The organism is Hansschlegelia beijingensis (genome assembly GCF_014196425.1).
GTDB lineage: Bacteria > Pseudomonadota > Alphaproteobacteria > Rhizobiales > Methylopilaceae > Methylopila > Methylopila beijingensis.
The window spans coordinates 544,307-568,537 of the sequence record NZ_JACIDR010000001.1 but is presented as its reverse complement, the minus strand read 5'-3'; the positions used below and the strand labels follow the sequence as shown (position 1 = coordinate 568,537).

The following is a 24,231-nucleotide window of genomic DNA, read 5'->3' as shown; positions in this document are numbered from 1 at the left end:
GGTTCGGTGCGCGGAAACGACAGGCCTTTCTCCCGCGATCAGCGGGCTTTCGGTCCTCGGAGCGCCGCATGACGCTCGATCTCCGGCTCACCCCGCGCGGACGCTCGCGCCTCGCGGGGGCGGCCCTCGCGCTCGCCGGCTTCGCGATCTGCGTCACGCTCTATTCGATGCTGCTGTTGCGATCCCATGCGGTCGCGGCCGGACCCGGCTTCGCGGCCTTCGCCTCCGGCCTCGCCATCGCGGGGTTCGCGGTGCTGACCGGCCTCGCCGCGATGGCGGCGGTGTGGCGGAGCGGCCGACGCGGCGGCGTGCGCGCGATCTTCGCGACATTGCTCGGGACGGCGGTGCTCGCCGGACCGCTCTACGTCGCGTTTGGGCACGGCTCCTGGCCGACGCGGATCGACGACGTCTCGACCGACCTCGCGGATCCGCCGCGCTTCGAGCGCGCGGCGCACGACCGGATGACGGGCGACCTTCCCGCGCCGCCGAAGCTGATCCCGGCCGAACAGGCGCAGCGGCAACGAAGCGCCTATCCGGACCTAGCCCCGCTGCGGCTCGCGCTTCCGCCCGACGACGTCGCCGGCCTCGTGCTCGGCGTCGTGGAAAGCCGGGGATGGCGCATCCTCGGGCCGACCGCTTTCCCGCGCGGCGGTCCGCCGACCGGGCGCATCGAGGCGGTCGCGGCCTCGTCGATTCTCGGGCTGCAATCGGACGTCTCGATCCGCGTTCGCCCCGAGGGCGACGGCGCGCGGGTCGACATGCGCTCGGCCTCCCGGGTCGGAGGCGTCGACTTCGGGGCCGGGGCGGCGCGCATCAGGAGCTTCCTGGCGGATCTCGCGGCGGCGGCGAACGCCGTGCCCTAACCGACTTCAGCCGGCGCGCCGGTAGGTCGCGGCGAGAGCCGGCGGACCCTCGGCGGCGGCCTCGCCGCGGGCGACCAGCTCCTCGATATGCGCGAAGACCGACAGCCCGGCCGCGCCCTTCAGCCGGGGGTCGAGGTCGCGGTAGAGCTCCGCCACCAGCTCAGGGATCGTGCGGGCGCCCTCCTCCAGCCGGCTGCGGATCGCCGCCTCGCGCATGCGGCGGTGGCCGATGATCTGGCGCACGAAGGCCCGGGCGTTGCGCACCGCCGGGCCATGGCCGGGCAGATAGAGCTCCTCCGGCCGCTCCAGCAGCTTCTCGAGCGAAGCCATATAGGCGGCCATGGAGCCGTCGGGCGGCGCGACGATGGTCGTCGACCAGCCCATCACGTGATCGCCCGAGAGCAGCAGCCCCGCCTCCGGCAGCGCGAACGCCAGATGGTTCGCGGTGTGGCCCGGGGTCGCGACCGCCCTCAGGGACCATCCGGGCCCGGAGACGACGTCGCCGTCCGCCATCTCCTGGTCGGGCCGGTAGGTCCCGTCGACCCCCGCGTCGAGCCGGGCGGCCTCGCCCTCGTGCGGCGGGCGGAACGTGCGGTGAGGCCCGGCCCCGACGATCGGCGCCCCGACCGCCGCGGCGAGCGCGGGCGCGCCCGCTGTGTGGTCCATATGGGTGTGGGTCGCCACCACGAACCGCACCGTCTCGCCCGCCACCGCGCGCAGCAGGGAGGCGCGGTGCGCAGGGTCGTCCGGGCCCGGATCGACGATCGCGACCTGGCCGCGGCCGACCACGTAGCTGGCGGTGCCCGTGAAGGTGAAGGGCGAAGGATTGGGGGCCACGATGCGGCGCACCAGCGGGGCGACCTCGACGACCGCGCCGGGCTGCGCCTCCGCGCTCAGGTCGAGGTCGAGGTCGTCGCTCATCACCGGCCCCTGTTCGGCTCCCCGAGATGTTGGCGGTTGCGGGCGCTCCCGCGCGCCGCTATCCATCGCCCACGGCGAGCGGCCATAGCCGCTCGGTGGGGCGTCGCCAAGCGGTAAGGCAGGGGATTTTGATTCCCCCATGCGGAGGTTCGAATCCTCCCGCCCCAGCCAAGCACATCTTTGGCCCAAGAACCTCTTGGATCTTCCGTTCCAGCTGGGGAGTCCAGCCGCGAGGTGGGGCACAGTCCGGGGTCACAAGCCTGGGTCACGCGCCTCAACCGCCGGCGAAACACTCTGAACGCGCGCCTGAAGCGAAGGCGCAGTCCCATGGGTCGGGTTTCAAATCTCGCGCGGCGCGGCGCCGTCTATTACTGGCGCCGCAGGCTGCCCGCCGAAATCGCTTGTCGGATTGGCAAATCACACCTGAAAATTTCATTGCGCACGATGGATTCGCGGATCGCACGTTTCCGGGGAGCGCAGATGTCAGCACTCGCCGAGCGTCTGTTCGCAATGCCGATCTCCGCAATCCTCACCAAGCAGCAGGCCAGCGACCTGTTCACCGCGGCCTTCACGAAGCATCTCGTCAAGATGATGCAGCTGAGGGAAATCGACCGCGCCGACGGCCGCAACCTCGAGAACATCGCCGAGCTCGAGCGCGCGAGAGGCCACGCCTATCTGATGCTGTCGGAGTTTGGCGCAGCCCCGTCGTCCGGAGAGCGCCAGCACCTGCTCTCACGCGGGTTGAGCGAACCGGGCGCGGATCGCGCCCTCCAGCAGCTCGAAGAGCTCCGCACGATAACGGCTTCGGCAACATCGGTCGGTCGGATCCAGAAGCTGCTTTCGACCATCGGAGCCGAGCCGAACGCGCGCAACGTGACGGCCTCGAAAAACATCTACTATCGCGCGCTTGGCGAAGCCCTGATCCGAAGCGCGGACATGGTCAACCTTGATCTGCCCTACGACGACCTCGTGGTGGAGGCGGTCGCGGCGCTTCTGGAAGAAGGAGCCCCGATCGACCGTGCGGGCGAGCTCGCCGCAACTTCGCCCCGGACGCCCTCCCCCGCGCCGAGCAATGTGGCGAACGCTCAGGATACGAACAGGAGCGCCGCAGTCGGCCCAACCATCGTGGCGCTCGGCGATCGCCTCTGCGCGAACAAGCAGGGCGACGATCATCACTGGACGCCGAAGACCGCCTCGCAGGCCCGTTCGATCTTCAATCTGCTCCAGCGCTTCATGAGCGAGAGCCATGGATCGGATCGGATCGCCGATCTGAGACAGGACCGCCTCGCCGCGTTCGATGTCCTGTTACGTCGGACCCTTCCCAAAACGTATGGCAAGAGCCCTCACGACAAACTCAGGACCATCCGCGAGTTCGAGGACAGCGCGAAGGGGCCGCAAAGCGCGGAACGCGGTCTCGAAATCGGCACGCGCAACAGGCACTGGACCTTCATCGGCCAGCTGATCGAGTTCGCAAAATCAAGCGGCGAGACCGTGGACGAGCGGCTCGACGCGTCCAAATTTCACCAGCGTCAGAACAAGCCGGCTCGCCGACAACGGCCGGTCCCGAAGGAGGACGCCGTCGCGGGCCTTTTCGGGTCCACGATCTACACCGGCTACGCCCATTGGCGCAGGCTCGCCAAACCCGGACCGCTCGTCCTTCACCGGGCCGCTTACTGGGTCCCGATCATACTGGCTTACTCCGGCATGAGACGCGACGAGGCCTGCGGCCTGGCCGTCGATGATGTCGGCTTCGTTGACGGCGCAGCCTATTTCATGGTTCGCGGAAACAAATTCCGGCGCCTCAAGAACGAGGTCTCGGAGCGGAACATCCTCGCTCATCCCGAACTCATCCGCCTCGGCTTTGTCGGCTATGTCGAGAAAATCAGGGCCCTTGGCCATGAGCTGCTGTTTCCTGATCTCTACTCAGCCTCCTCAAGGGGCCAGCTGGGAGACCGCTTCTACAAGGAGATCGCGTCGGTCATCGAAACGAACGCCGCCTCGCCCCATGGCTACCGTCACTTCTTCAACGACCAGCTCAAGAAGGCCGGCGTAGCGGAAGAGTTTCGCCAGGATCTGATGGGCCACACAGGCAGGTCGGAGACGACCAACCGCTATTGCGACCCGATTGAGGTCATGAAGCAGCGCAAGCTTCTGGAGAAGCTTCCCACACTGACGAAGCACCTGAAACCGGTCGAAGTCCAGCTGCTCGACTGGGTCGCAAACCGTGAAGCCGCGCCTTGGGCGAAAGCCTCTCGCCGAGCGGCTCTTCTGCGAGCCTGAACGACCGGCGGCCGAGGACTTGCCTCTGCCGGTGGTCGTCGCGGTATTCGGCGATGTGAGGAGATTTTGATGTGATGACATCATCAGATCGCGAGCCGACGCGAGGCCTGTCTGACGGCATCTCCCCGGTCTAGCCTGCTGAACGAGGCGCTTGCGCGCAGAAGCGTTTCGGCTCGAGGGGCGACAAACCCCTCCCCGACATGGGGCTCAGCGTCGTTCGGGATCCGGAACACTCCGGTCGTGTAGCCGATGTCGATGCCGATCGCCTCGCCCCTCGGCGTCGGGCGCCCCATCGCCTCCAGAGCCCTGGCGATAAGACCAATCCGGCCCGAGGCGTCCACAACCAGATCGGCCCTGATATCCTTGGCCTCTCCGTTCTCGTCGTCGACGCGGACGCCGGTCGCCCGACTTCCGTCAGGAGCCGTGGAAACGCCAAGCGCGGCGACCCCGCGGCGGATCGTGACGTTGGTCTGCGCCTTTAGCCTTTGGCTGATGACGCGTTCCAGAACCGATCGCGTGGCAGCGAAGGTCGGGCATGGAATCCGGCGCTGGGGCAATGCGCCGACGCCGGGCACTTCCTGTCGTGTATCCCAGCCGGCCGAGAGGGGAAGCGCGCCGGCTTCGGTCAGCGCCTGGCTGAGGCCAGGAGGAGACCGGCAGCTGCTCGAGCGCGGCGATCGCTGGCATGCGCGCCGCCCAGTCGAAGCCGTTCTTCGTGAAGATCCGGACCTGCCCGCCGTCGACGAGGCACGCTCGCCCCCCCCCCCCCCCCCGCAATCTGCCGGACCAGCTACCAGCGGTTGTTGATCGTAGGATTAACACCGGCCGCGCGCTTGATTTCGGTGTTTCCGCGCCATCAATGTACATTTCAAATTAGCCGACGAATAGAATTCGACGTTGCAAGGGCGCCAGCTGGACAAGTGTCGATCGCAGGACGGCGAAGGGGACGAATAATGGAAAGCTATAAAAAAATTTACATTAAATCACGTCTTAGACGCGCGGACTGACGTCGCGCCTATCGGTCAGCCTAAACTTAGACCACGGCGCAACTCGGCGACGCCAAAGGATCTCCGCCGCCTCTCATCTGAAGGTGGCCGCTGAATCCGGCGATCAAACATGCGCGACCGCGGTCCGCAGCCGTGACGTTCTGGACTGCGCCCCGCCCGGGGAGCGGCCGCAAGAGCTTCTTGGAGCCAAAAGATGAGCCGACTAACAAATCGAATGGTTCTGTCGATCGTCTTCACCGTCGAGGCGGGGTTCTCCGGAAGCGCGGCTCTCGCGCAGCAGTATATGGGCTATGACGACACGCTGAGCGGCTCATACAATTACACGATCTCCGGCCGCCCGGGCTTCGCGGTGGAGCAGTTGGGCAGCGTGACCGACGCGACGCCCCTCTCCCTGACGAGCTCCGGCGCGAGCGTCACGTTCACCAACCCCTCGGCGTCGACCGCTCAAGGGGTCATCGGGGGCATCTACCAGTCGACCCTCGGAAACGGCGGTCAGAAGGGGGAGCCGCCCGGCGCAGGCACTCCGACAGGATCGATCACCACCAACCTGAGCCTGCTCGACATGGAGCTCGCCTTCACCCCCGGCTCGATACCGATGAACGCCGTATTCGGGCTCTACGTCCAGACTCACGGGGGGACGGGAGGCGACAGCACCAGCCACGACTACAGCGGCGCGCCCGGCTCCGCGGCGGGCGTGGTCGATCTGACGCTCAGCAACAGCACCATCTCGGTGAACACCAACGCGCAGACCCCCAAGGGGGCGGCCGTGTTCGTCGAGCAGATCGGCGGCGCCGGCGGCGCCGGCTATCACGACCAGTCCGCGGGGCTCGGCGGCGGCAGCGGTCCGGCGACGATCAAGGTGACGGACAGCACGATCTCGGCCAAAGGCGACCACATGGGCGGTCTCGTCGCCAGACAGACCGGCGGCGCGGCCGGCGTGGCCGACGGCGACGACAACGACAACAGCAACGGCGCCATCGGCGGCAGCGGCAACGCTCTGACGATCACGCTCACGCAGGGCTCCGGCGCCGGGAACGTCATCTCGACGGCCGGCTCAACCGCGTCCGGCGTCTCCGCCGTAGCGGCCGGCGGCAATGGCTCGACCGGCGGCGACGACGGCATCGGGGTCAGCATCAACGTCACGCCCGGCAATGGCGGCGACGGCGGCAACGCCGGACACGCCGCCGGGCTGACCGCGGTGTCGGTGACCACTACCGGCCTGCTCGCGATCACCACGACAGGCTCGGATTCGTCGGGCATCGAGGCGAAAGCCCAGGGCGGGAAAGGCGGCAACGGCGGCGAAGCGCGCGGCACCGGCATCACCCCCTCTGCGGCCGGCGCCGGCGGTCGCGGCGATTCAGTGAGCGTCAGCGTCGGCGCCGGCGCGACGATCAAGACCAGCGGCTCTTCATCGAGCGCCGTTCTGGCCTCCGCGAAGGGCGGCCAAGGCGGCATGAGCGGGACGGTGGACGCCGTCGGCACCTTCTCCCAAGGCCAGCCCGGGGGGGCCGGCGGCGCCGCCAAGCTCGTAACGGTCTCGGCGGACGCCGGCGTCACGCTCACCACCTCGGGCGATTCATCGAACGGGATAACGGCTCTCAGCATCGGCGGCGACGCCGGCGACGCCGGGGCGATCACCGCCGGCCTGGGCGACGGTCATGGCGGCGACGGCGGCCGCGGCGGGGATTCGGGCGGCGTCGCCGTCACGTCCGGAGCGACCATCAACACGTCGGGCGCCACCGCGCGCGGCATCCTCGTCCAGGCGATGTCGGGCGCGGGCGGAGCGGGCGGCTCCGCCACGGGCGCGAGCGGCACCACCAGCGGAAACGCCGGCAGCGGCGGCGGCATCGGGCTGATCACGGTCAAGAACTCCGGCGCGATCACCACGCATGGCGCGTACTCCCAGGGCATACTGGCCCAGTCGATCTCCGGCAGCGGCGGCGCGGCCGGCACCGCCTCGGGCAGCCCCTTTTCCGACAAGGGCGGGCGCGGCGCGTCCGGCGCCTCCGGCGGCGAGATCCAGCTGACCCATACGGGGGCGGTCGTCACGTCCGGAGAGAGCGCCCAGGGCGTCGTCGCGCAGTCGATCGGCGGCGACGGCGGCGCCGGCGGCACCGCGGGCGGCATGATCAGCGTCGAGGGCGGCGCCGGCGGCAATGGCGGCGCCGGCGGCAAGGTCGACATGACGCTCGGCGGGGACGACGGCGCGTCCGTGTCGACCGCAGGCACGCTCGCCCACGCCATCGTGGCGCAGTCGATCGGCGGCGGCGGCGGCATCGGCGGCAACGCCTATGGCTCCGGCCTCGAAAGCGTGATCTCGATCGGCGGCACGGCCGGGACCGGCGGCGCGGGCGGCGCCGTGGCGCTCGACGCCACGGGATTGACCGCGACCACGACCGGGAGCGGCGCGATCGGCGTGGTCGCCCAGTCGATCGGCGGCAGCGGCGGCGCAGGCGGCGCGGCCTACGCGACGAGCGCCAACGGGTTGCTCAGCTACGCAGTCGCCGTGGGCGGCAGCGGCGGCGATGGCGGCGCTCCCGGAACCGTGGACGTGACGCTGTCCGGATCCCGGATCACCACAGGCGTGTCCTCGGACGACAACGCCCAGTTCGACGCCATCGGCGTGCTCGCGCAATCGATCGGCGGCAGCGGCGGCATCGGCGGCGGCGCTTCGGCGCTCGCGACCGCGATCTCGCTGCCGGTTCCGACCGAAGAGGGGATCTCCGGAACCCCTACCCTGAGCATCGCCCACGCCACCGGCGGCTCCGGCGGCAATGGCGGCTCGGCGGTGCTCGACGGCGGCTCCGCGTCCATCTCGCTCGCTGACGGCGCCGGAGTGCTCACCTATGGCGCGGGCAGCAGCGGCGCCGTCGTGCAGTCCATCGGCGGCGGCGGCGGCCAGGGCGGCGACAGTTCGGCGATGGCGGCCGCCGTCGGCTACGGCTCGGGCTATATCGCCGACAACACGCTGACGAGCATGGCCGTCGATCTGAGCGTCGCGGTCGGCGGCGACTGCGACGACAAATGCGCCGGCGGCGCCGGCGGCCACGCGACCCTGACGGTCGGAGACGCCTCCACGACGACGTCGCAAATCGCCACCTATGGCGATTTTTCCAATGGCGGCCTGGTTCAGTCCATCGGCGGCGGCGGCGGCAACGCAGGGATCGGCTCGGCGAACGCCAACAGCGTCGGCGCCGGTTCGACCATCAACGTCAGCGTCACGACGGGATCGAATGGCGGCGCGGGCGGCGACGGAGGCGCGGCGGCCGCGACCGTCAACGCCAATGGCGTGATCGCCACCGAGGGCGTCAGTTCGAACGGTCTGCTGGTCCAGTCGATCGGCGGCGGCGGCGGAGTGGCGTCGGGCGGATCGTTCGACGTCAGCGGCCTTCTGAGCTGGGCGAAGAGCGTCGAGAAGACCCAGGTGACGCCGACGATCTCCATCGTGCCGACGGTGAATGTCGGCCGCACCGGAGGCTCGGGCGGGGACGGCGGGACGGTGACCGTGACCCATGCAGGGGCCATCACCACTAAGGGGGCGAACTCCGCCGGCCTCATCGCGCAGTCGGTCGGCGGCGGCGGCGGCGTCGGCGGGACCGCCGGCGTCGCTCCGGCGAATGGCGGGACGACGTCGGCCGCCGAGGTGGTCGCGCGGAACGTCGAGGGCGTGCCGATGCCCACGATCTACGTCACGCCGACCCTTTCGCTCGGGGGACTGGGGGGCCCGGGCGGCGACGGCGGCGCCGTCGCCGTGAACCTCGAGGGCTCGATTGCGACGCAGGGCGATCACGCGCCTGCATTGCTGGCGCAGAGCATCGGCGGCGGCGGCGGAATGGGCGGCATGGCGGTCGCCGGCGGCAGCGCCAACAGCCTGCTCTATACCTTCGCGCAGCTCTCGGTCAGCTCCTCCATGACGCTGGGCTTCAACGGGTCCGGCGGTTATGGCGGCAATGGCGGCTCGGTCGCCGTAAATCTGGACCAGGGCATCCCCTCGCTGTCTACCGTCGGGGCCCACGCCGTCGGGCTTCTGGCGCAGAGCGTCGGCGGCGGCGGCGGCAGCGCCTATGACGGTTCGGACGCGCCTTCGGGCAGCGTCGCGCTCGGCCTGACCATCACGGATTCCTCCGAGGGCGCAGGCGACGGCGGCTCGGTGTCGCTCGCCGCCCTGTCCAACGGGTTCAGCGTCGTGACCCAGGGCGACGTCTCGCATGGCGTCGTGCTGCAATCCGTCGGCGGCGGCGGCGGCATGGGGGCGACCGGATCAACGACTTCCACCGACGACTGGGCGGTGAACTTCACGCTCGGGGGCGGCGCCGGCGCGGCGGGCAAGGGCGGCAAGGTCACCGCCGACTTCGGCCAGGGCGTCACCAACATCAGGACGAGCGGAACGGGCGCGGCCGGCATGATCGCGCAGAGCGTCGGCGGCGGCGGCGGCATCGCGGCGGCGACGCCCGGCCAGAGCGCCTCGGTCGCGCAGTTCGGCTCGCTGAACTCCAGCACGAAATATGCGAGCGACGGCGGGAGCGTTTCGGTCTCGCTCCCGCAGTCCGAAAGCAGCGTCTACACCTATGGGATCGGCGGCCATGGCGTCATCGCGCAGAGCGTCGGCGGCGGCGGCGGCCTGTTCATGGGATACGCCTCGAGCGGAGCGCCTCCGGTGCTGACCGGCACATATGATGGCCCAAAGAGCTCCGACGCCGATGCGGGCGTCGGCTCCGGCGGCGCCGTCACGGTGAGCGCCGCAGGCTATGTCGGGACCTCGGCCGCCGGCGCCTTCGGCATCATCGCGCAGAGCATCGGCGGCGGCGGCGGGTTGATCGCGAACGGCGGCGGCGTGTTCATCGGCCACACTGGCCGGAACGCCTCGTCCACGGCGGGGGCGGTGACGGTCAACGTCGATGGCGGGGTGTCGGCGACGGGCGAGAACAGCATCGGCGTGCTCGCGCAGAGCAGCGCGCCGGGAAGCGCAGGCGCGGTGACGGTGAACGTCAACGGCACGGTCGCCGGCGGCTCCGGCGCGCAGGGCGTCGGCATCCTGATCGACGGCGGGAACGCGTCCAACCAGATCAACATCGGCAAGGACGGCTGGGTGTGGGCGGCGTCCGGAAACGCCATCAAGACCACGGGGGCTTACGGATCGCAGAAGGTCGACGTCGACAACCAGGGCCAGATCTATGGCGACACCTGGCTTCAGGGCGGGTCGATCACCGGCAACTTCCAGAACACCAACGGCTCGCCGCCCCGCGAGATGGCGGGCACCCTGACGAATTCCGGTACGCTCGTCGCGCTTCCGGGCCAGCGCTCGTACCTCGACGGGCACCTCATCCAGACCGCCGAAGGCCGCATCGCGCCGCATCTCGACTTCAGCAACATGACCAGCGGCGCCTATGTGGTGACCGGGAACGCCGTCCTCGACGGCGGCGTCCGGCCCAATCTTGCGAGCGCGCTGCCCAACATCTTCCTGCCGGCGCTCACCGTGCAGGGCGCCGTCACGGGTTCGCTGACGGCGCCCGACAGCCCGCTGTTTTCCTACGCGCTGCGCGAGGACGCCGGCCGCTACGACATCGCGATCACGGGCGCGCAGTTCGACAAGGACAGCTTCGGTCTGACGTCGCATCACAGCGCGGTCGCCAACGCGCTCGAGAACGTGTTCGCGGAAGGGCGCGCCGAGCTCGGCTCGTTCTTCGCCGGACTGGACGCGACAGCAGGCGCGGATCTCGGCCGCTACGAGGCTGCCATCGCGGAAGTCTCGCCGCGTAGCATCTCGACGCTGTTCGCGCGGGTCGCCGCGGACGCCTCGCGAATCGCCGACGCGTCGATGAGCTGCCCGGTGTTCGACGCCGGACCGTCGGGCTCGAAGACGTTCCTCACCGAGGGCTCCTGCGTCTACGGAACGACGCGCGGACAGCGCGCCTCGTTCAAGGGCGACGCCAATCGCGGCAAGTCCGACATGGACAGCCTGTCCTGGCAGGTCGGCGTCCAGGGAGAGCTCGACTCCGGGCTGCTGCTGGGCGGCTCGCTCGCCTATCAGGCGGACTCCTTCAACGGCCACGACGGCGTTTCGGCTAAGGGCTCCAGCGTGCAGGGCGCCCTGACCCTGAAGCGCCAGAGCGGCCCGTTCCTGCTGACGGGAGCGCTGTTCGGGAGCTATGGCGACTACGACATCAAGCGCCGAATCTCCGCGGCCGGCTACGCCGCCACCGCGAAGTCCGACAGCGACGCGTACAGCGCGGGCGTCCGGGCCCGCGTCGCCTACACGCTCGGGGCGGAGGACTTCTATCTGAGGCCCTACCTCAACCTCGACCTCGTTCATGCGCGCAACAGCGGCTTCTCGGAGAAGGAGAAGGGCGGCCTCGGCCTGACCATCTCGCACGGCTCCTACACCTCGGCGATCGTCACCCCCGCGCTGGAGATCGGCAGGGCGGACGAGGTCTGGGGCGGACGGACGCTGCGGAGCTTCGTGACGGTCGGCCTGAACGTGCGCACCAATGACGAGTGGCGCAGCCGCGGCAAATTCAGCGCCGGTTCGTCGAGCGACGACTTCCGGCTGAACGCGCCTCTCGATCGGGTCACGGGCCGCGCCAGCGCCGGGCTGCAGCTCTACCAGGACAATTCGATCGATCTGCGCGTCCAGTACGATGGCGAATTCGGCCGTGAAACGACCAAGCACGGCGCGACCGCCAGCGTCTCCTACCGCTTCTGAGCGGCGCGAGCCCGTTCGCTGACAGCTCCCCCGGACAAGCTCCGGGGGAGCGTCCTCACCCTCGCGGGACTCCCAGGAACGCGCTGCTGATCGCCGCCCGGAAGGCGGACATCCTGAGCTTCCGAAAGGTCACATTCGGCTACCGCGAACTCGTCCGCTTCAAGGCGACGGCCGAGAAGGTTGCTGCGACACGGTCTCACGTCCGCTGTTCGGAGCGGCCGCCGGGGTCTGCCCTGCGGTCCCAGCCGCGACCGTGGCTCGCTCCGGGGTTCGTCCTCTGCCTAGGCCGATGCGGGATCGCGGCCGCCCGGCGGCGGGAACCGGGAGGCGTCCGAGAATGAGATGGTGACGGTCACGCCTGCATCGCCCTGTATCTCCAGCTCGCCCCCGATTTGCTTCACAAGAGAACGGACCAAGCCGTAGCCGAGCGATCCCTCCCGGAAGTCAGTCATCCCGACGCCGTTGTCCCTGATGATCAGCTCCACCCGACCGGGTCCGCTACGCCTAGCTTGAACCAGGATGATCCCCGAGCGGTGCTCTGGGAAGGCGTACTTCACCGCGTTTGTGATCAGCTCTGTCAGCACGATACCGATCGGAAAGGCTGCGTCGGCGTCGACTAGGATATCCTCTTCGACGCGCGCCCTCAGGGCGATCCGCCCATCTCCGCCGGTCAGCGACTTCAGCGCCTCGCAGAGCTCGGCGACATAGGTGGCGACATCGACGCGCTGCGCGTGTTCGGACCGACTCAGCATGTCGTGGACGCGAGCCATCGCGTTCAGCCGGTCGGCCGACTCCTCGAAGAGCGTTCTGACGGCCGAGTCGGGCTGCCGCCGCCCCTGAAGGCGCAGCAGCGATCCGCCGCTCAGAACCGTTGTGGGTCGCCGCCGTGCGGTCTGCCCCACCGACCGCGTGCGCACGACGAGGCCGCTCCGTCACCGTCGCTTGAGGCGAGCGCCTTCGATCCGATGGGCCGCAGCTCAAGCAACGGATCGATGGGGCGCCTAAGCTCCCATTCAAATAACGCCGTGTAAAATGCCAGCCTACGCCGGTGCCACGTGACGCTCAGCAGCTTCACCGCCCTCGCTTCATTCTCACCAGTCGATTTTATTTCTTCTCTTTTTCCCTCGCCTGACGAGATTGCTGATACACTAACTCCAACATCTGCTTTGCCAGAGACGGGACCAATTATGCGAATCGCGAAAATTGCATTGATAGCGGCTGTTCTGAGCGGGTCTGGGGCTGCGGGAGCTCTCGCCGACTGTCAGATTGCCGACGCGAAATTGGAGGAAGCAGTCCTCAAAAGTCCGGCCCTTCGCGGTCCGGCGAACAGACAAGCGGTTCGCGACCTTCGAAATCTCCGAGACGCGGCTTTTACCCTTCGTTCGTATGGGCGCCACGAGGATTGCGAGCGCCTTCTCGGAAACATCAGAGAGCTCATATCGGGCCCCGTGATGTCATCCTTGGGAGATAACGACGAGGAGGAAGCTGACAAGCAAGCCGACGCGCTGAAGCCGCAAATCCGGGCAGGAGGCGGGGTGGGGCACCGGGCAGACGCAGGCGCTAAGCCACTCGTCGCCGTTGACAGTCTCTCGCCCGGACTGAGAGCTGACGAAATCATGGGCGCCGAGGTCAGGAGCGCCGATGATAAGATCGTCGGAGAGGTCAGGAACATTGTGTTCGGGACGAAAGATCGTCGCGACTACGTGATTGTAGCCTCAGGCGGATTTTTCACCCCCGGGACAAGCAGCATCGTCGTCCCGCTACAGTCGATGCAAGTCGCTCAGGAGCGCAGCATCTTCTTTCTTAGAATATCGCACGCTGAGATGACAACTATTCCGCAAATGCCAGACCAGGATTTCGGTTGGCTGACGGATCTCGCCTGGCGCGCCCGGAACGATGAGATGTTCGCTCGATGATGATACCGCGGCGGGTCGAGCGCTAGTCAGCCGCCTCGATCGACATCCGCTTGACGGTTGCCGCTCTGACGGCCGCGCGCAAGCGCCGCGCCCTCCAGAGGGCGCGGCGCTCATTTATCTAACTATCGTCGAAGACAGCGTCCCCGGCGAACGACAGCGTGACGATGGCGATGTGGTGCTTAATCGAGCGCAGACCTCGTCAAGATCCTTCGCGCAGCAGTCACGAGGACGGGCACCTGACCTCGGAGGAGATGACGCGACGGCCTTGGGACTTGCCGCGAACGGGCCGCAACGGTCAAAACCAACTTCTCGCGGACGATCCGCTAGCTGTAGACCCAAGCGCGCCGAGGATCAGGAGTGTGGCACGATAAATTCAGCCATAAGGATGCAATTCTGCAAAAATAAGCCAGCCACATCATTGCAAGCGGCAAAAAGCACATCATCTTCTGATTTGCTGACAGAATCGCTCGATGTTGCGCCACTCAACCCGGCACCCGAGCGACCCGTTTCTATTTTTCATCCGGAACACTGCCGCTCTCCGGCCTCAAAGGCTGACGCGTCTATTACTTGAGAGGGGACTTCATTCCTCCGGAGCAGGTCAAAGGTTACGCCGATAAGGCGTAGGCCTCAGCGAGCCGGACAATGGCGGCGGTGACGAGTTCGTGCATATGAGCGCTTTGGAGCGCGCCGGCATATCTGATTTGCAGGAGATCCAGAAGATCGCTTACGAGCTCGTTCTTGACCGCAAGAGCGGATAGCTCACTGCGATCAGCTGCAGATCAGACCTGACTGTCGCCCTCCCCGACCGGCGCTCCAGGGGACAGCGACACGCGTTAACGAGCGAAGTCGACAACGATCTAACCTCGTTCAGCGGCGGGACGGCATCAGTTCCGAAGTGGCGTCTTGGCGTCCCAAACCCGCCGCAGCGTTCGCGGCGTCGTCTTCTTTTTGGATGGCACGACGTCCGACGGAGAACAGAAGAAGACCGCCACCGCGAGAAGCCCGGCGGACCAAGATCAAGGGCCGAAGCGGGACCTGACCTGCATGACGTTCAACCCCTTTCCTACTGGACACGCGCCCGAACTTAAAGAACCCGACGGAGAGAGATGTGGCTGATCGAACACTCGAAACCACAGTGACGTTCAAGCGACCCTTTACTCTGAAGGCGCTGGATGGTCCGCAGCCACCCGGAACCTATCGGCTGGTTGTCGATGAAGCCGAGATTCTTGGCGTCTCCATCCTCGCTTACCATCGAGTCGCCACGCGACTACAGACGCCCGCGCTCGCCACCCGCAGCCGAACCGTTCAGTCCCACCTCGTCGAGCCCGCGGATCTCGAAGCAGCTCTCGAGGCCGACAAGAAAGCGGTTGCAGGATTGTGAGACCTTCTGGTCGATTGCAACCTGCCGCGCAAAGTCGACATCAGATAAAGGAGAGATTTATCTTCCGTCGGCGATTATCACGACTACCACCCTTCTCCGAGGGACGAGATCGATCAAGCCCGTCCTCTGACGTCAACGATGGCCTTGCCGCATCAATAGCCGCTGCAGTTCTCCTCGCCGTTAGATCCGGGCAGCGAGGGTGAGCATGCTTGAAGTTGTAGGAAATCTCTTTAATGGTCGATCGTCCTCAGCTCCTTGGGACAGTGCGGCGCCAGTCCGGGATGAGTTATTCGGAGTAGAGCGCCTCGAGCAGCACGCAGAATCTCTCGCGGCCGCCCAATCCGTTACTGACCGGCCGCTATTCGTCCGATCGCTTCGAGTTCGACTGAACGACAATGCGGCTAGACTGCTCGCCGCCTACAAGGCAAGCGCCGCGGAGCTCGAGAGCGGAGGTGGCGTCACGCCGGCGGCGGAGTGGCTGCTCGACAACTACCATCTTGTCGAAGATCAAGTGCGAGAGATCCGTGAGGATCTTCCGCCGGGGTACTACCGCCAGCTACCGAAGCTTTCCGGAGGACCGTTCAGGGGCTATCCGCGTGTATTCGGCCTCGCCTGGGCCTATGTCGCCCACACCGACAGCCACTTCGATCCAGAGATCCTGAAGCGTTTCGTGGCCGCCTATCAAGGAGTGCAGCCGCTCACGATGGGTGAACTCTGGGCCGTAGCGATCACGATCCGCATAGTCCTCATCGAGAATCTGCGAAGGCTCGCCGATCAGATCAGCGTCGCGCGAGCGGCCCGCGCCGACGCCGATCTTCTGGCCGACCGGCTGCTCGCGTCCGGCGGCGCGCGGTCCGCGCTCGAGACCGACATCGCCACACGCGCCACCGGACCAGTCTCCGAACTGTTCGCGGCTCAACTGGCCAAACGGCTCCGCGATCAGGATCCGCGCACCAATCCCGCGCTGGAGTGGCTCGATCGGCGCATGACGCTGCAAGGCTCGTCGATCGAGGAGGCCATCCGGCACGCTCAGATGCGTCAGGGCGCGTCAAACCTCACGATCCGCAACGTCATCACGAGCATGCGGCTGATCTCGGACATCGATTGGGCGGAGCTATTCGAAGCTGTCAGTCTCGTCGACGAGAAGCTGCGTCGCTCGAGCGATTTCGCGGCGATGGATTTCCCGACCCGTAATCTCTATCGGAGCGCGATAGAGCAACTCTCGCGCGGCTCATTGGCCAGCGAACTCGTAGTCGCCGACGCGGCTCTGGCCGCGTCGCGACGCGAGGGTCCGACGGACGCCCCCGGGACGCAGCGTGTCCGCGATCCCGGCTACCATCTAATCGCGGAAGGCCGCCTCGACCTCGAACGGGCGCTCGACTTTCGAGCGTCGCCCCGGCTGTGGTTCAACCGGCTCAGCATAAGGCTCGGCGTCGCCGGTTACTTGGGCGCGATCCTGGCCCTTACGGCTGCGTTGCTCGGCGGTGCCGTCTCGGCGTTGATCGCGGCGGGCGGCGGAACGACCTGGCCGGCTGTGATCGCGCTGCTCGGCTTCATTCCGGCCACGGACGTCGCGACCGCGCTTGTCAACCGCCTGATCGGCTGGAGCTTTGGAGCCCATCCCCTTCCAGGGCTGGACCTGTCCGCCGGCGTGCCGTCCGAGTTCCGGACCTTGGTCGCAATACCGACCCTACTCACGGGCGAAGCCGATCTAGCCGAGCAGATCGCACACCTGGAGGTGCACCATCTGTCCGGCGCAGGCGGCGATATCTCGTTCGCGCTCGTGGTCGACGGCGTCGATGCGGACCGCGAGACGCTTCGCACCGACGCCGCCCTTCTCGCGATAGCCTCTTCGGCGATAGCGCGGTTGAACGCCAAGCATGGGCCGGCCCCCGGCGGCGACCGCTTCCTGCTGCTCCATCGCCGCCGCGTCTTCAACTCCGTCGACGGCGTCTGGATGGCCTGGGAGCGCAAGCGCGGCAAGTTGCACGAGCTGAACCGACTTCTACGCGGCGCGACCGACACGACCTTCACTCGGGTCGACGAACGCGCGCCGCGCGTCCCTGCCGATGTTCGCTACGTCATCACGCTCGACGCCGACACGCGCCTGCCTCGAGACGCCGCGAGCCGGCTGATAGGCAAGATGGCCCATCCGCTGAACCGGCCGAACTTCGACGCCCACAGACAGCGCGTCGTCGCGGGCTATGGCATCCTTCAGCCCCGCGTGACGCCGTCCCTCCCGATTGGCCGGGAGGGGTCGGTCTATCAGCGAGCATTCTCGGCGCCCGGCGGCATCGACCCGTATGCAGCTGCGATCTCGGACGTCTATCAGGACCTGTTCGGCGAGGGCTCGTACACGGGGAAAGGGATCTACGACGTCGACGCCTTCGAGGCGGCGCTCGCTGGCCGGACCCCCGAAAACGCAATGCTGAGCCACGACCTGTTCGAAGGTGTGTTCGCACGGGCGGGTCTCGCATCGGATGTCGAGGTCATTGAGGATTTCCCGTCCCGTTACGACGTCGCAGCGCGGCGGCAGCACCGCTGGATGCGCGGCGACTGGCAGTTGCTGCCGTTGGTGCTGGGCGCCTTGGGAGGGCCCGGAGCCCTTTCCCCGGTTGGTCGGGTCAAGATGCTCGACAATCTCCGCCGCTCGCTCGTCGCGCCGGCCGCGTTAGCGACGCTCGCGGCGTGCTGGCTCGCTCCACCGCCCGCAGCCGCGTGGGGTGCGCTGTTCCTGGTTCTGGCGCTCGTCTTGCCCGGTGCCCTCCACCTGTTCTTCTCCGTCGTGCCACGCCGGGCCGGAATCCAGCTCGCGGCCCACAACCGGGCGCTGCTCAGCGACCTTAGGCTGGCGGCGACCCAGATCGGCCTGTCCCTCGCCTTCCTGCCGGATCAGGCTTGGCGGGCGGGCGACGCCATCGGGCGCACGATCGACCGCGTGTTTCGAACGAGGCGGCGGCTGCTCGAATGGACAACTGCGGCGCAGTCCACTGCCGCGCCGCGGCTCACGCTGGCCGGCTTCTACAGGATGATGGCGGGAGGCGTGGCTCTCGGGCTTGGGCTTGCGGGCCTGTGCCTCGTGCTCGCCCCTGCAAGCTGGGCGTTGATTCTGCCGTTCGCCGTCGCCTGGGGCGCGGCCCCTGCGATCGCGCTATGGGCGAGCCGCTCTCCGGACGCCGCCACGGATCTCGCGCTGTCGCCGGACGACGCACTTGAACTCCGTCTGATCGCCCGCAGGACGTGGCGGTTCTTCGAGACCTTCGTGACGCCGGCCGACAATATGCTGCCGCCGGACAATTTCCAGGAAGATCCTCACCCAGTCATCGCACGGCGCACCTCGCCCACCAATATTGGGCTCTATCTGTTGTCGGCGGTAGCGGCGCGCGACTTCGGCTGGGCAGGCACGACCGAGACCCTGGATCGGCTCGAGGCAACCTTCGCGTCGCTCAAGACGCTGCAGCGCCACCGCGGCCATTTTCTGAACTGGTACGGCACCGAGAACGGCGAGCCACTGATCCCGGCCTATGTGTCGACTGTCGACAGTGGCAACCTTGCCGGTCACCTCATCGCACTCGCCAACGCCTGCGAGGATTGGCCTGCGGAGCCTGTGGCGCTATTCGCCCGGCAGGGGCTCGCCGACTCCCTGGCGCTGGCTCGGAGGACCCTCACCAAGCTCGTTTCGGGGAACAAGGCCCAGACCCGGCCGATCAGCGAGATCATCGACGAGATCGACGCCCAGCTGAACGGCGGCGTCCCTATTTCGACACTCGCGCCGGCCTTGATGCGACTGTCCGACAAGACGCTGAAGATCGCTCGTGGTGTGCTGCCGCCGATCGCATCCGAAGGCGCGGCGGATTTTCAGTTCTGGATCACGGCGTTTATGCGCGGCGTCACGGAGCACGCTCGCGACGCGGGGTGCGATCGAACGGCCCTCCCTCTTCGCGAACGGGCTGCGCGGATTGCCGTGGAAGCGCGCGCCACTGCACTCGCGATGGACTTCGCGTTCCTGCTGGACCCTGAGCGTAAGCTGTTCTCCATCGGCTACTCGCTGCCGGACAACCGGCTCGATCCGAGCTGTTACGACCTCCTCGCCTCAGAGGCGCGGCTTGCGAGCCTCTTCGCCATCGCTAAGGGCGACGCCCCAACGCGGCACTGGTTCCGCCTCGGCCGCACTGCGACTCCGACCGGCGGCGCGTCCGCGCTGCTCTCGTGGTCGGGCTCAATGTTCGAATATCTGATGCCGTCGCTCGTCATGCGCGCGCCGGCCGGAAGTCTGCTGGAGCAGACCAACCGCCTGATCGTACGCCGCCAACAGGATTACGGCCGATCGCTCGGCGTTCCGTGGGGCGTCTCGGAGTCGGCCTACAACGCCCGCGACCTCGAGTTCACCTACCAGTATTCGAACTTCGGCGTGCCAGGCCTGGGGCTCAAGCGGGGCCTCGCTGAGAACGCGGTGTTCGCCCCTTACGCGACCGCCCTCGCCGCCATGGTGGATCCGCAGGGAGCGCTGGCGAATTTCACCCGCCTCGCCGCCATTGGCGCCAGCGGCCGCTATGGTTTCTACGACGCGATCGATTTCACGCGCGGCCGCCTGCCGGCGGGCGAAAACGTCGCGATCGTGCGCACCTTCATGGCCCACCACCAGGGCATGACCATCGTGTCCCTCGCAAACGTCCTGCAGGACGGCCGGATGCGTGCGCGCTTTCACCGGGAGCCGATGATCGAGGCCTGCGATTCGCTGATGCAGGAGCGGGTGCCGCGGGACGTCGCCGTGCTCCAGCCGCGGGCCGAAGAAGTCAGGGCCTCGCCGGGCGACCTCACGGAAGCCTCGGTCGTGCGGCATGTGACGCCGGCGACGGGCGGAGCCCCGGTCACGCACCTGCTGTCGAACGGCCGATACGCCGTCATGTTGAGTGCGGACGGCGGCGGCTACAGCCGCTGGCGCGACCTCGCGGTCACTCGCTGGCGCGGCGACGCCACGCGCGACGACCTCGGTTCGTTCGTGATGCTGCGCGATGTCGCGAGCGGCCGGATCTGGTCGGCGACCGCCCAGCCGCTCGGCGCTCCGGCCGACCAGCAGGAGGTGGTATTCGCCGAGGACCAGGCGAGCTTCATTCGCCGCGACGGTCCGCTCACCACAACCGTTGAGGTCATCGTGTCCGGCGAGGTCGACGCCGAGGTGCGACGCGTGACGCTGACGAACGCCGGCCGCACCGCCTTCGAAATCGAACTCACGTCCTATTCCGAGATCGTGCTCGGGCCGCAGGCCGCCGACGCCGCGCACCCGGCCTTCGCGAAATTGTTTGTCGTGACCGAGCATTTGCCCGAGTTCGGCGCGCTGGTCGCGACCCGCCGCCCGCGAGCAAATGGTGAGGCGACACCGTGGGCGGCGCATTTCGCGGTTATCGAAGGCGCCGAGTCCGCCGAGCCACAATACGAGAGTGATCGTGCGAAATTCCTCGGGCGCGGCCTCCCCAACCCGGCGGCCTTCGCATGCAACGCCGCCCGGCCGCTTTCGAACACCGCAGGAACGGTCCTCGACCCGGTGTTCTCCATCCGCCGCCGGGTGGTGGTCCCCTCAGGGGCCCAGGTGCGCGTTGCGTTCTGGACGGTGGTCGCCGCCACGCGTGCGGACCTGCTCGACCTCGTCGACGCCCATCACGACCGTAGTGCATTCGAACGGGCGAAGACGCTCGCCTGGACGCAGGCGCAGGTGCAGCTTCGTCATCTCGACGTGACGGCGGACGAAGCCGCCGACTTCCAGCGTCTCGCGGCGCCGCTTCTCTACCCCGACGCGCGCTTTCGGGCGGCCTCGGACGTCATCCTCGGCGGCGCGGGTCCGCAGTCCGGGCTCTGGCCTTATTCGATCTCTGGGGACCTGCCGATCGTCCTGCTCAGGATCGATGACGTCGAGGACATCAACCAGGTCCGGCAGCTTCTCCGCGCCATCGAGTACTGGCGTATGAAACGCCTTTCGGTTGATCTCGTCATCATCAACGAGCACGCCTCGTCCTATCTTCAGGACCTGCAGATCGCGATTGACACCGCCGTACGCTCAAGCCAGTCGCGGCCGCGGTCCGGCGATGCGCCCGCGCAGGGCGATGTCTACACGCTGCGCGCCGACCTGCTTCCGATTGAAGCCCGCAATCTGCTGCTGTCGGTCGCGCGCGTCGTGCTCGTCGCTCGGCGCGGGCCTATCGCGGCGCAGATGGAGCGCCTTCCCGCGGCCGCGCCGCTCGCCGCGCCCCGGCCGCGGAAGACCCCCGCAACGAAAAGCACGGAAACGCAGCGCGGCAGGGCGACTGACGACCTCGAATTCTTCAATGGGCTCGGCGGCTTCGGCGACGGCGGCCGCGAATATGTCGTCGTTCTCGACGGCGGACAGACGACGCCCGCGCCGTGGATCAACGTGATCGCCAACCCGGCGTTCGGATTCCAGGCTTCCGCCGGCGGCAGCGGCTCGACCTGGTCCGAAAACAGCCGGGAGAACCAGCTGACGCCCTGGTCGAACGATCCCGTCATGGACCCAGTGGGCGAAGCCATGTACGTCCGGGACGAAGTGACTAGGGACGTCTGGACGCCGACCGCCCAACCGATCTGCGACGGCGGGCTCTACGTGGCGCGGCATCGCTTTGGCTCGACCCGTTTTGAGCACGAGGCCAACGGCGTCGCGCTGGCGCTGACCCAGTTCGTTCCTGTCGCGGACCCCATCAAGATCTCGCGCCTGACGCTTCGCAACACCTCCGGGCGTCCGAGGCGGCTCTCGGTCACGGCGTTCGCCGAATGGGCGCTCGGCACCGCGCGGGAGGCGTCCGCGCCGTTCGTCGTCACCTCTGTAGACCCCGAAACCGGCGCGCTGTTCGCGCGCAACCGCTGGCGTTCCGCGTTCCCCGATCGCGTGGCGTTCGCCGATCTGCTGGGCCGCCAAACAAGCTGGACCTCCGACCGAACGGAATTTCTAGGACGGAATGGCGGGCCTGAGGCGCCTGCCGCATTGTTCCGCGAAAGCTGCCTTTCAGGCGCCGCAGGAGCCGGCCTTGATCCCTGCGCTGCCCTTTCAACTGATGTCGCGCTCGGCGTAGGCGAAAGCGTCGAGATCGTCTGGCTGTTGGGGCAGTGCCGCTCGGAAGAGGAAGCCCGCGCTTGCTTGGTCCGCACCCGTGCGGCGGACATCGACGCCATGCTGATGGTGGTCTCCCAAAGCTGGGCGAGGCGTCTCGGAGCCGTGCAGGTCCGCACGCCGGATCGCGCCATGGACATCATGCTCAACGGGTGGCTGCTCTATCAGGCGCTCGGCTGCCGGATCTGGGCGCGCTCCGGCTTCTATCAGGCGAGCGGCGCCTACGGGTTCCGCGACCAGATGCAGGACGGAATGGCGCTGTCGCTGATCGATCCTGCTGAGACCCGCCGCCACCTGCTGCGCGCCGCGGGCCGTCAGTTCCCTGAAGGCGACGTCCAACATTGGTGGCTGCCGCATTCGGGCCAGGGCGTCCGCACGCGCATCTCGGACGACCGCGTGTGGCTTGCCTATGCGGCCGCGACCTATGTCGCGACCTCCGGCGACGCCGCAGTGCTCGAGGAGGAAACCAACTTCCTCGAAGGCCCGCTCCTGAAAGCCGGCGAACATGACGCCTTCTTCCAGCCGATGGAGTCTGCTCAACGCGCCTCGCTCTTCGAGCATTGCGCCCGCGGCCTTGACCAGTGCGTCGAACTCACCGGCCCGCATGGGCTGCCCCTGATGGGCACCGGGGACTGGAACGACGGAATGAACCGCGTAGGGGAAGGCGGCCGAGGCGAGAGCGTCTGGCTCGGTTGGCTGTTCATCCGGTCCGTGGAGCTGTTCGCGCCCCACTCGGACGCGCGCGCCCCCGACCGCGCCGCGCGTTGGCGGGCGCACGCGGAAAACGTCCGCGCTGCGATCGAACGCGAGGCCTGGGACGGCGCATGGTATCGTCGCGCGACCTTCGACGATGGCGCCTGGCTCGGGTCCGCGACCAGTGACGAGTGCCGCATCGACCAGATCGCGCAGTCTTGGGCGGTGCTGTCCGGCGCCGCCGACCCGGAGCGGGCGACCCGAGCGATGGCGTCGGTCGACGAGCGGCTGATCCGGCGAGAGGACGGCGTCGCGGCGCTGTTTACCCCACCGTTCGTCTCCACGCCGCGCGATCCGGGCTACATCAAGGGCTATCCGGCAGGACTGCGCGAGAACGGCGGCCAGTACTCCCACGCGGCCATGTGGTCGGTACTCGCCTTCGCAAAGCTCGGCGACGGAGCCAAGGCGCACGACCTGTTCGCCATGTTGAATCCGATAAATCACGCGCTCGATGCCGAACTGGTCGAACGATACAAGGTTGAGCCCTACGTGGTGGCCGCGGACGTCTACTCGGTCGCTCCCCATGTCGGCCGCGGCGGCTGGACCTGGTACACGGGCTCGGCCGCGTGGATGTACCGGGCCGGCCTTGAGGGCATTCTCGGCGTCACCCGCGAGGCGTCGCATCTTCGGGTCGCGCCGGTGGTGCCGCCGTCATGGCCAGGCTTCGAAGCGACGCTCTCAGTTGAAGGCACAGTCTGTCGGGTTCGGGTCGAAAGGCTCCCCCCGGGTCTCCGTCAAGCGTCACATACGCTTGACGGATCAACGCTCGAGCTTACCGCTGAAGGCGTGCGGATACCCCTCGATGCGCAGGAGCACGACCTGACGCTCTGTCTGCCCAGAGGGGCGGCGTAGAGACCGCCCCGCCAACGGCGCCGCGAGTCTGGTCGGCATCTAGATCAGCGGCCGCCAGGGTCGATCTTCTTGGTCCGCAGCAGTCGCAGAATGCCGAATCGCTCCTGATTTCTCAGCGCGGCGTCTCCGCACCAGAATGTTCGAGCGCACGGCGGCCTGAATATTGCGCTTGCGCCTATGCTCACGGACCGATGGATAGCGACGTCCGGATTGTAAAAAATAGAACGCCGCTACGAATAATATTGACATAGACGTTCATTCGTGCATTATCTAGGGAAATTAATGTTTAAACTTCGAGGAAACGTTTGAGGCCATCCTCCGGAAGGATCCTCTGATGCTATTGAAATACTTATTCGCCGCAGCGATCGTGGCGCTTACGGCGACGTCGTCCATGGCCGTCGACCGGCCCGATCGACTGGACGCTTCAACAATGGA

Annotated in this window: 9 protein-coding genes and 1 tRNA gene; 7 read left to right on the top strand and 3 right to left on the bottom strand. The window is 67.5% G+C overall.

Going from position 1 to position 24,231, the window contains the following annotated elements; genetic code table 11:
* Positions 1 to 68: 68 nt before the first annotated feature.
* Complete coding sequence (locus GGR24_RS02530; protein WP_183393713.1) at positions 69 to 863, top strand: DUF1499 domain-containing protein; 795 nt, start codon at positions 69 to 71, stop codon at positions 861 to 863.
* Between the two features lie 6 nt (positions 864 to 869).
* Here GGR24_RS02530 and GGR24_RS02525 read toward each other — a convergent pair whose 3' ends face one another.
* The gene (locus GGR24_RS02525) at positions 870 to 1,784 is read right to left on the bottom strand and encodes an MBL fold metallo-hydrolase (protein ID WP_183393712.1); all 915 of its coding nucleotides are present in this window, start codon (positions 1,782 to 1,784) and stop codon (positions 870 to 872) included.
* A 96-nt stretch (positions 1,785 to 1,880) separates the two neighbouring features.
* Here GGR24_RS02525 and GGR24_RS02520 point away from each other — a divergent pair.
* Positions 1,881 to 1,955: transfer RNA gene (locus tag GGR24_RS02520), tRNA-Gln, on the top strand.
* Between the two features lie 9 nt (positions 1,956 to 1,964).
* Complete coding sequence (locus tag GGR24_RS02515; RefSeq protein ID WP_183393711.1) at positions 1,965 to 4,064, top strand: DUF6538 domain-containing protein; 2,100 nt, start codon at positions 1,965 to 1,967, stop codon at positions 4,062 to 4,064.
* 83 nt (positions 4,065 to 4,147) lie between these two features.
* Here the strand turns inward: GGR24_RS02515 and GGR24_RS02510 are convergent, their stop codons facing one another.
* The gene (locus tag GGR24_RS02510) at positions 4,148 to 4,639 is read right to left on the bottom strand and encodes an NAD(P)/FAD-dependent oxidoreductase (protein WP_183393710.1); all 492 of its coding nucleotides are present in this window, start codon (positions 4,637 to 4,639) and stop codon (positions 4,148 to 4,150) included.
* A gap of 625 nt (positions 4,640 to 5,264) precedes the next feature.
* Between GGR24_RS02510 and GGR24_RS02505 the strand changes: the two genes are divergently transcribed.
* A complete protein-coding gene (locus GGR24_RS02505; RefSeq protein WP_183393709.1) occupies positions 5,265 to 11,774 on the top strand; it encodes an autotransporter outer membrane beta-barrel domain-containing protein in 6,510 nt (2,169 codons plus the stop codon).
* 281 nt (positions 11,775 to 12,055) lie between these two features.
* Here GGR24_RS02505 and GGR24_RS02500 read toward each other — a convergent pair whose 3' ends face one another.
* On the bottom strand, positions 12,056 to 12,691 hold the full coding sequence (locus GGR24_RS02500) for a histidine kinase dimerization/phosphoacceptor domain -containing protein (protein ID WP_183393708.1): 636 nt from the start codon (positions 12,689 to 12,691) through the stop codon (positions 12,056 to 12,058).
* Between the two features lie 270 nt (positions 12,692 to 12,961).
* Here GGR24_RS02500 and GGR24_RS02495 point away from each other — a divergent pair, with 270 nt between their 5' ends.
* The 3 genes from GGR24_RS02495 to GGR24_RS02480 all read left to right on the top strand — a co-directional run bounded on the left by GGR24_RS02495 (position 12,962) and on the right by GGR24_RS02480 (position 23,796).
* Positions 12,962 to 13,690 (top strand): PRC-barrel domain-containing protein, encoded by a 729-nt coding sequence (locus tag GGR24_RS02495; RefSeq protein ID WP_183393707.1) that lies wholly within the window; start codon positions 12,962 to 12,964, stop codon positions 13,688 to 13,690.
* Positions 13,691 to 14,798: 1,108 nt separating this feature from the next.
* A complete protein-coding gene (locus GGR24_RS02485; protein ID WP_183393705.1) occupies positions 14,799 to 15,071 on the top strand; it encodes a hypothetical protein in 273 nt (90 codons plus the stop codon).
* A 205-nt stretch (positions 15,072 to 15,276) separates the two neighbouring features.
* Positions 15,277 to 23,796 carry a GH36-type glycosyl hydrolase domain-containing protein gene (locus tag GGR24_RS02480; protein ID WP_183393704.1) on the top strand — a complete coding sequence of 2,840 codons (8,520 nt, stop codon included), beginning with the start codon at positions 15,277 to 15,279 and terminating at the stop codon, positions 23,794 to 23,796.
* Positions 23,797 to 24,231 lie beyond the last annotated feature (435 nt).

Coding starts and splice junctions, on each gene's coding strand:
- GGR24_RS02530 (WP_183393713.1), top strand. CDS start 69: ATGACGCTCGATCTCCGGCTCACCCCGCGCGGACGCTCGCGCCTCGCG.
- GGR24_RS02525 (WP_183393712.1), bottom strand. CDS start 1,784: ATGAGCGACGACCTCGACCTCGACCTGAGCGCGGAGGCGCAGCCCGGC.
- GGR24_RS02505 (WP_183393709.1), top strand. CDS start 5,265: ATGAGCCGACTAACAAATCGAATGGTTCTGTCGATCGTCTTCACCGTC.
- GGR24_RS02495 (WP_183393707.1), top strand. CDS start 12,962: ATGCGAATCGCGAAAATTGCATTGATAGCGGCTGTTCTGAGCGGGTCT.
- GGR24_RS02480 (WP_183393704.1), top strand. CDS start 15,277: ATGCTTGAAGTTGTAGGAAATCTCTTTAATGGTCGATCGTCCTCAGCT.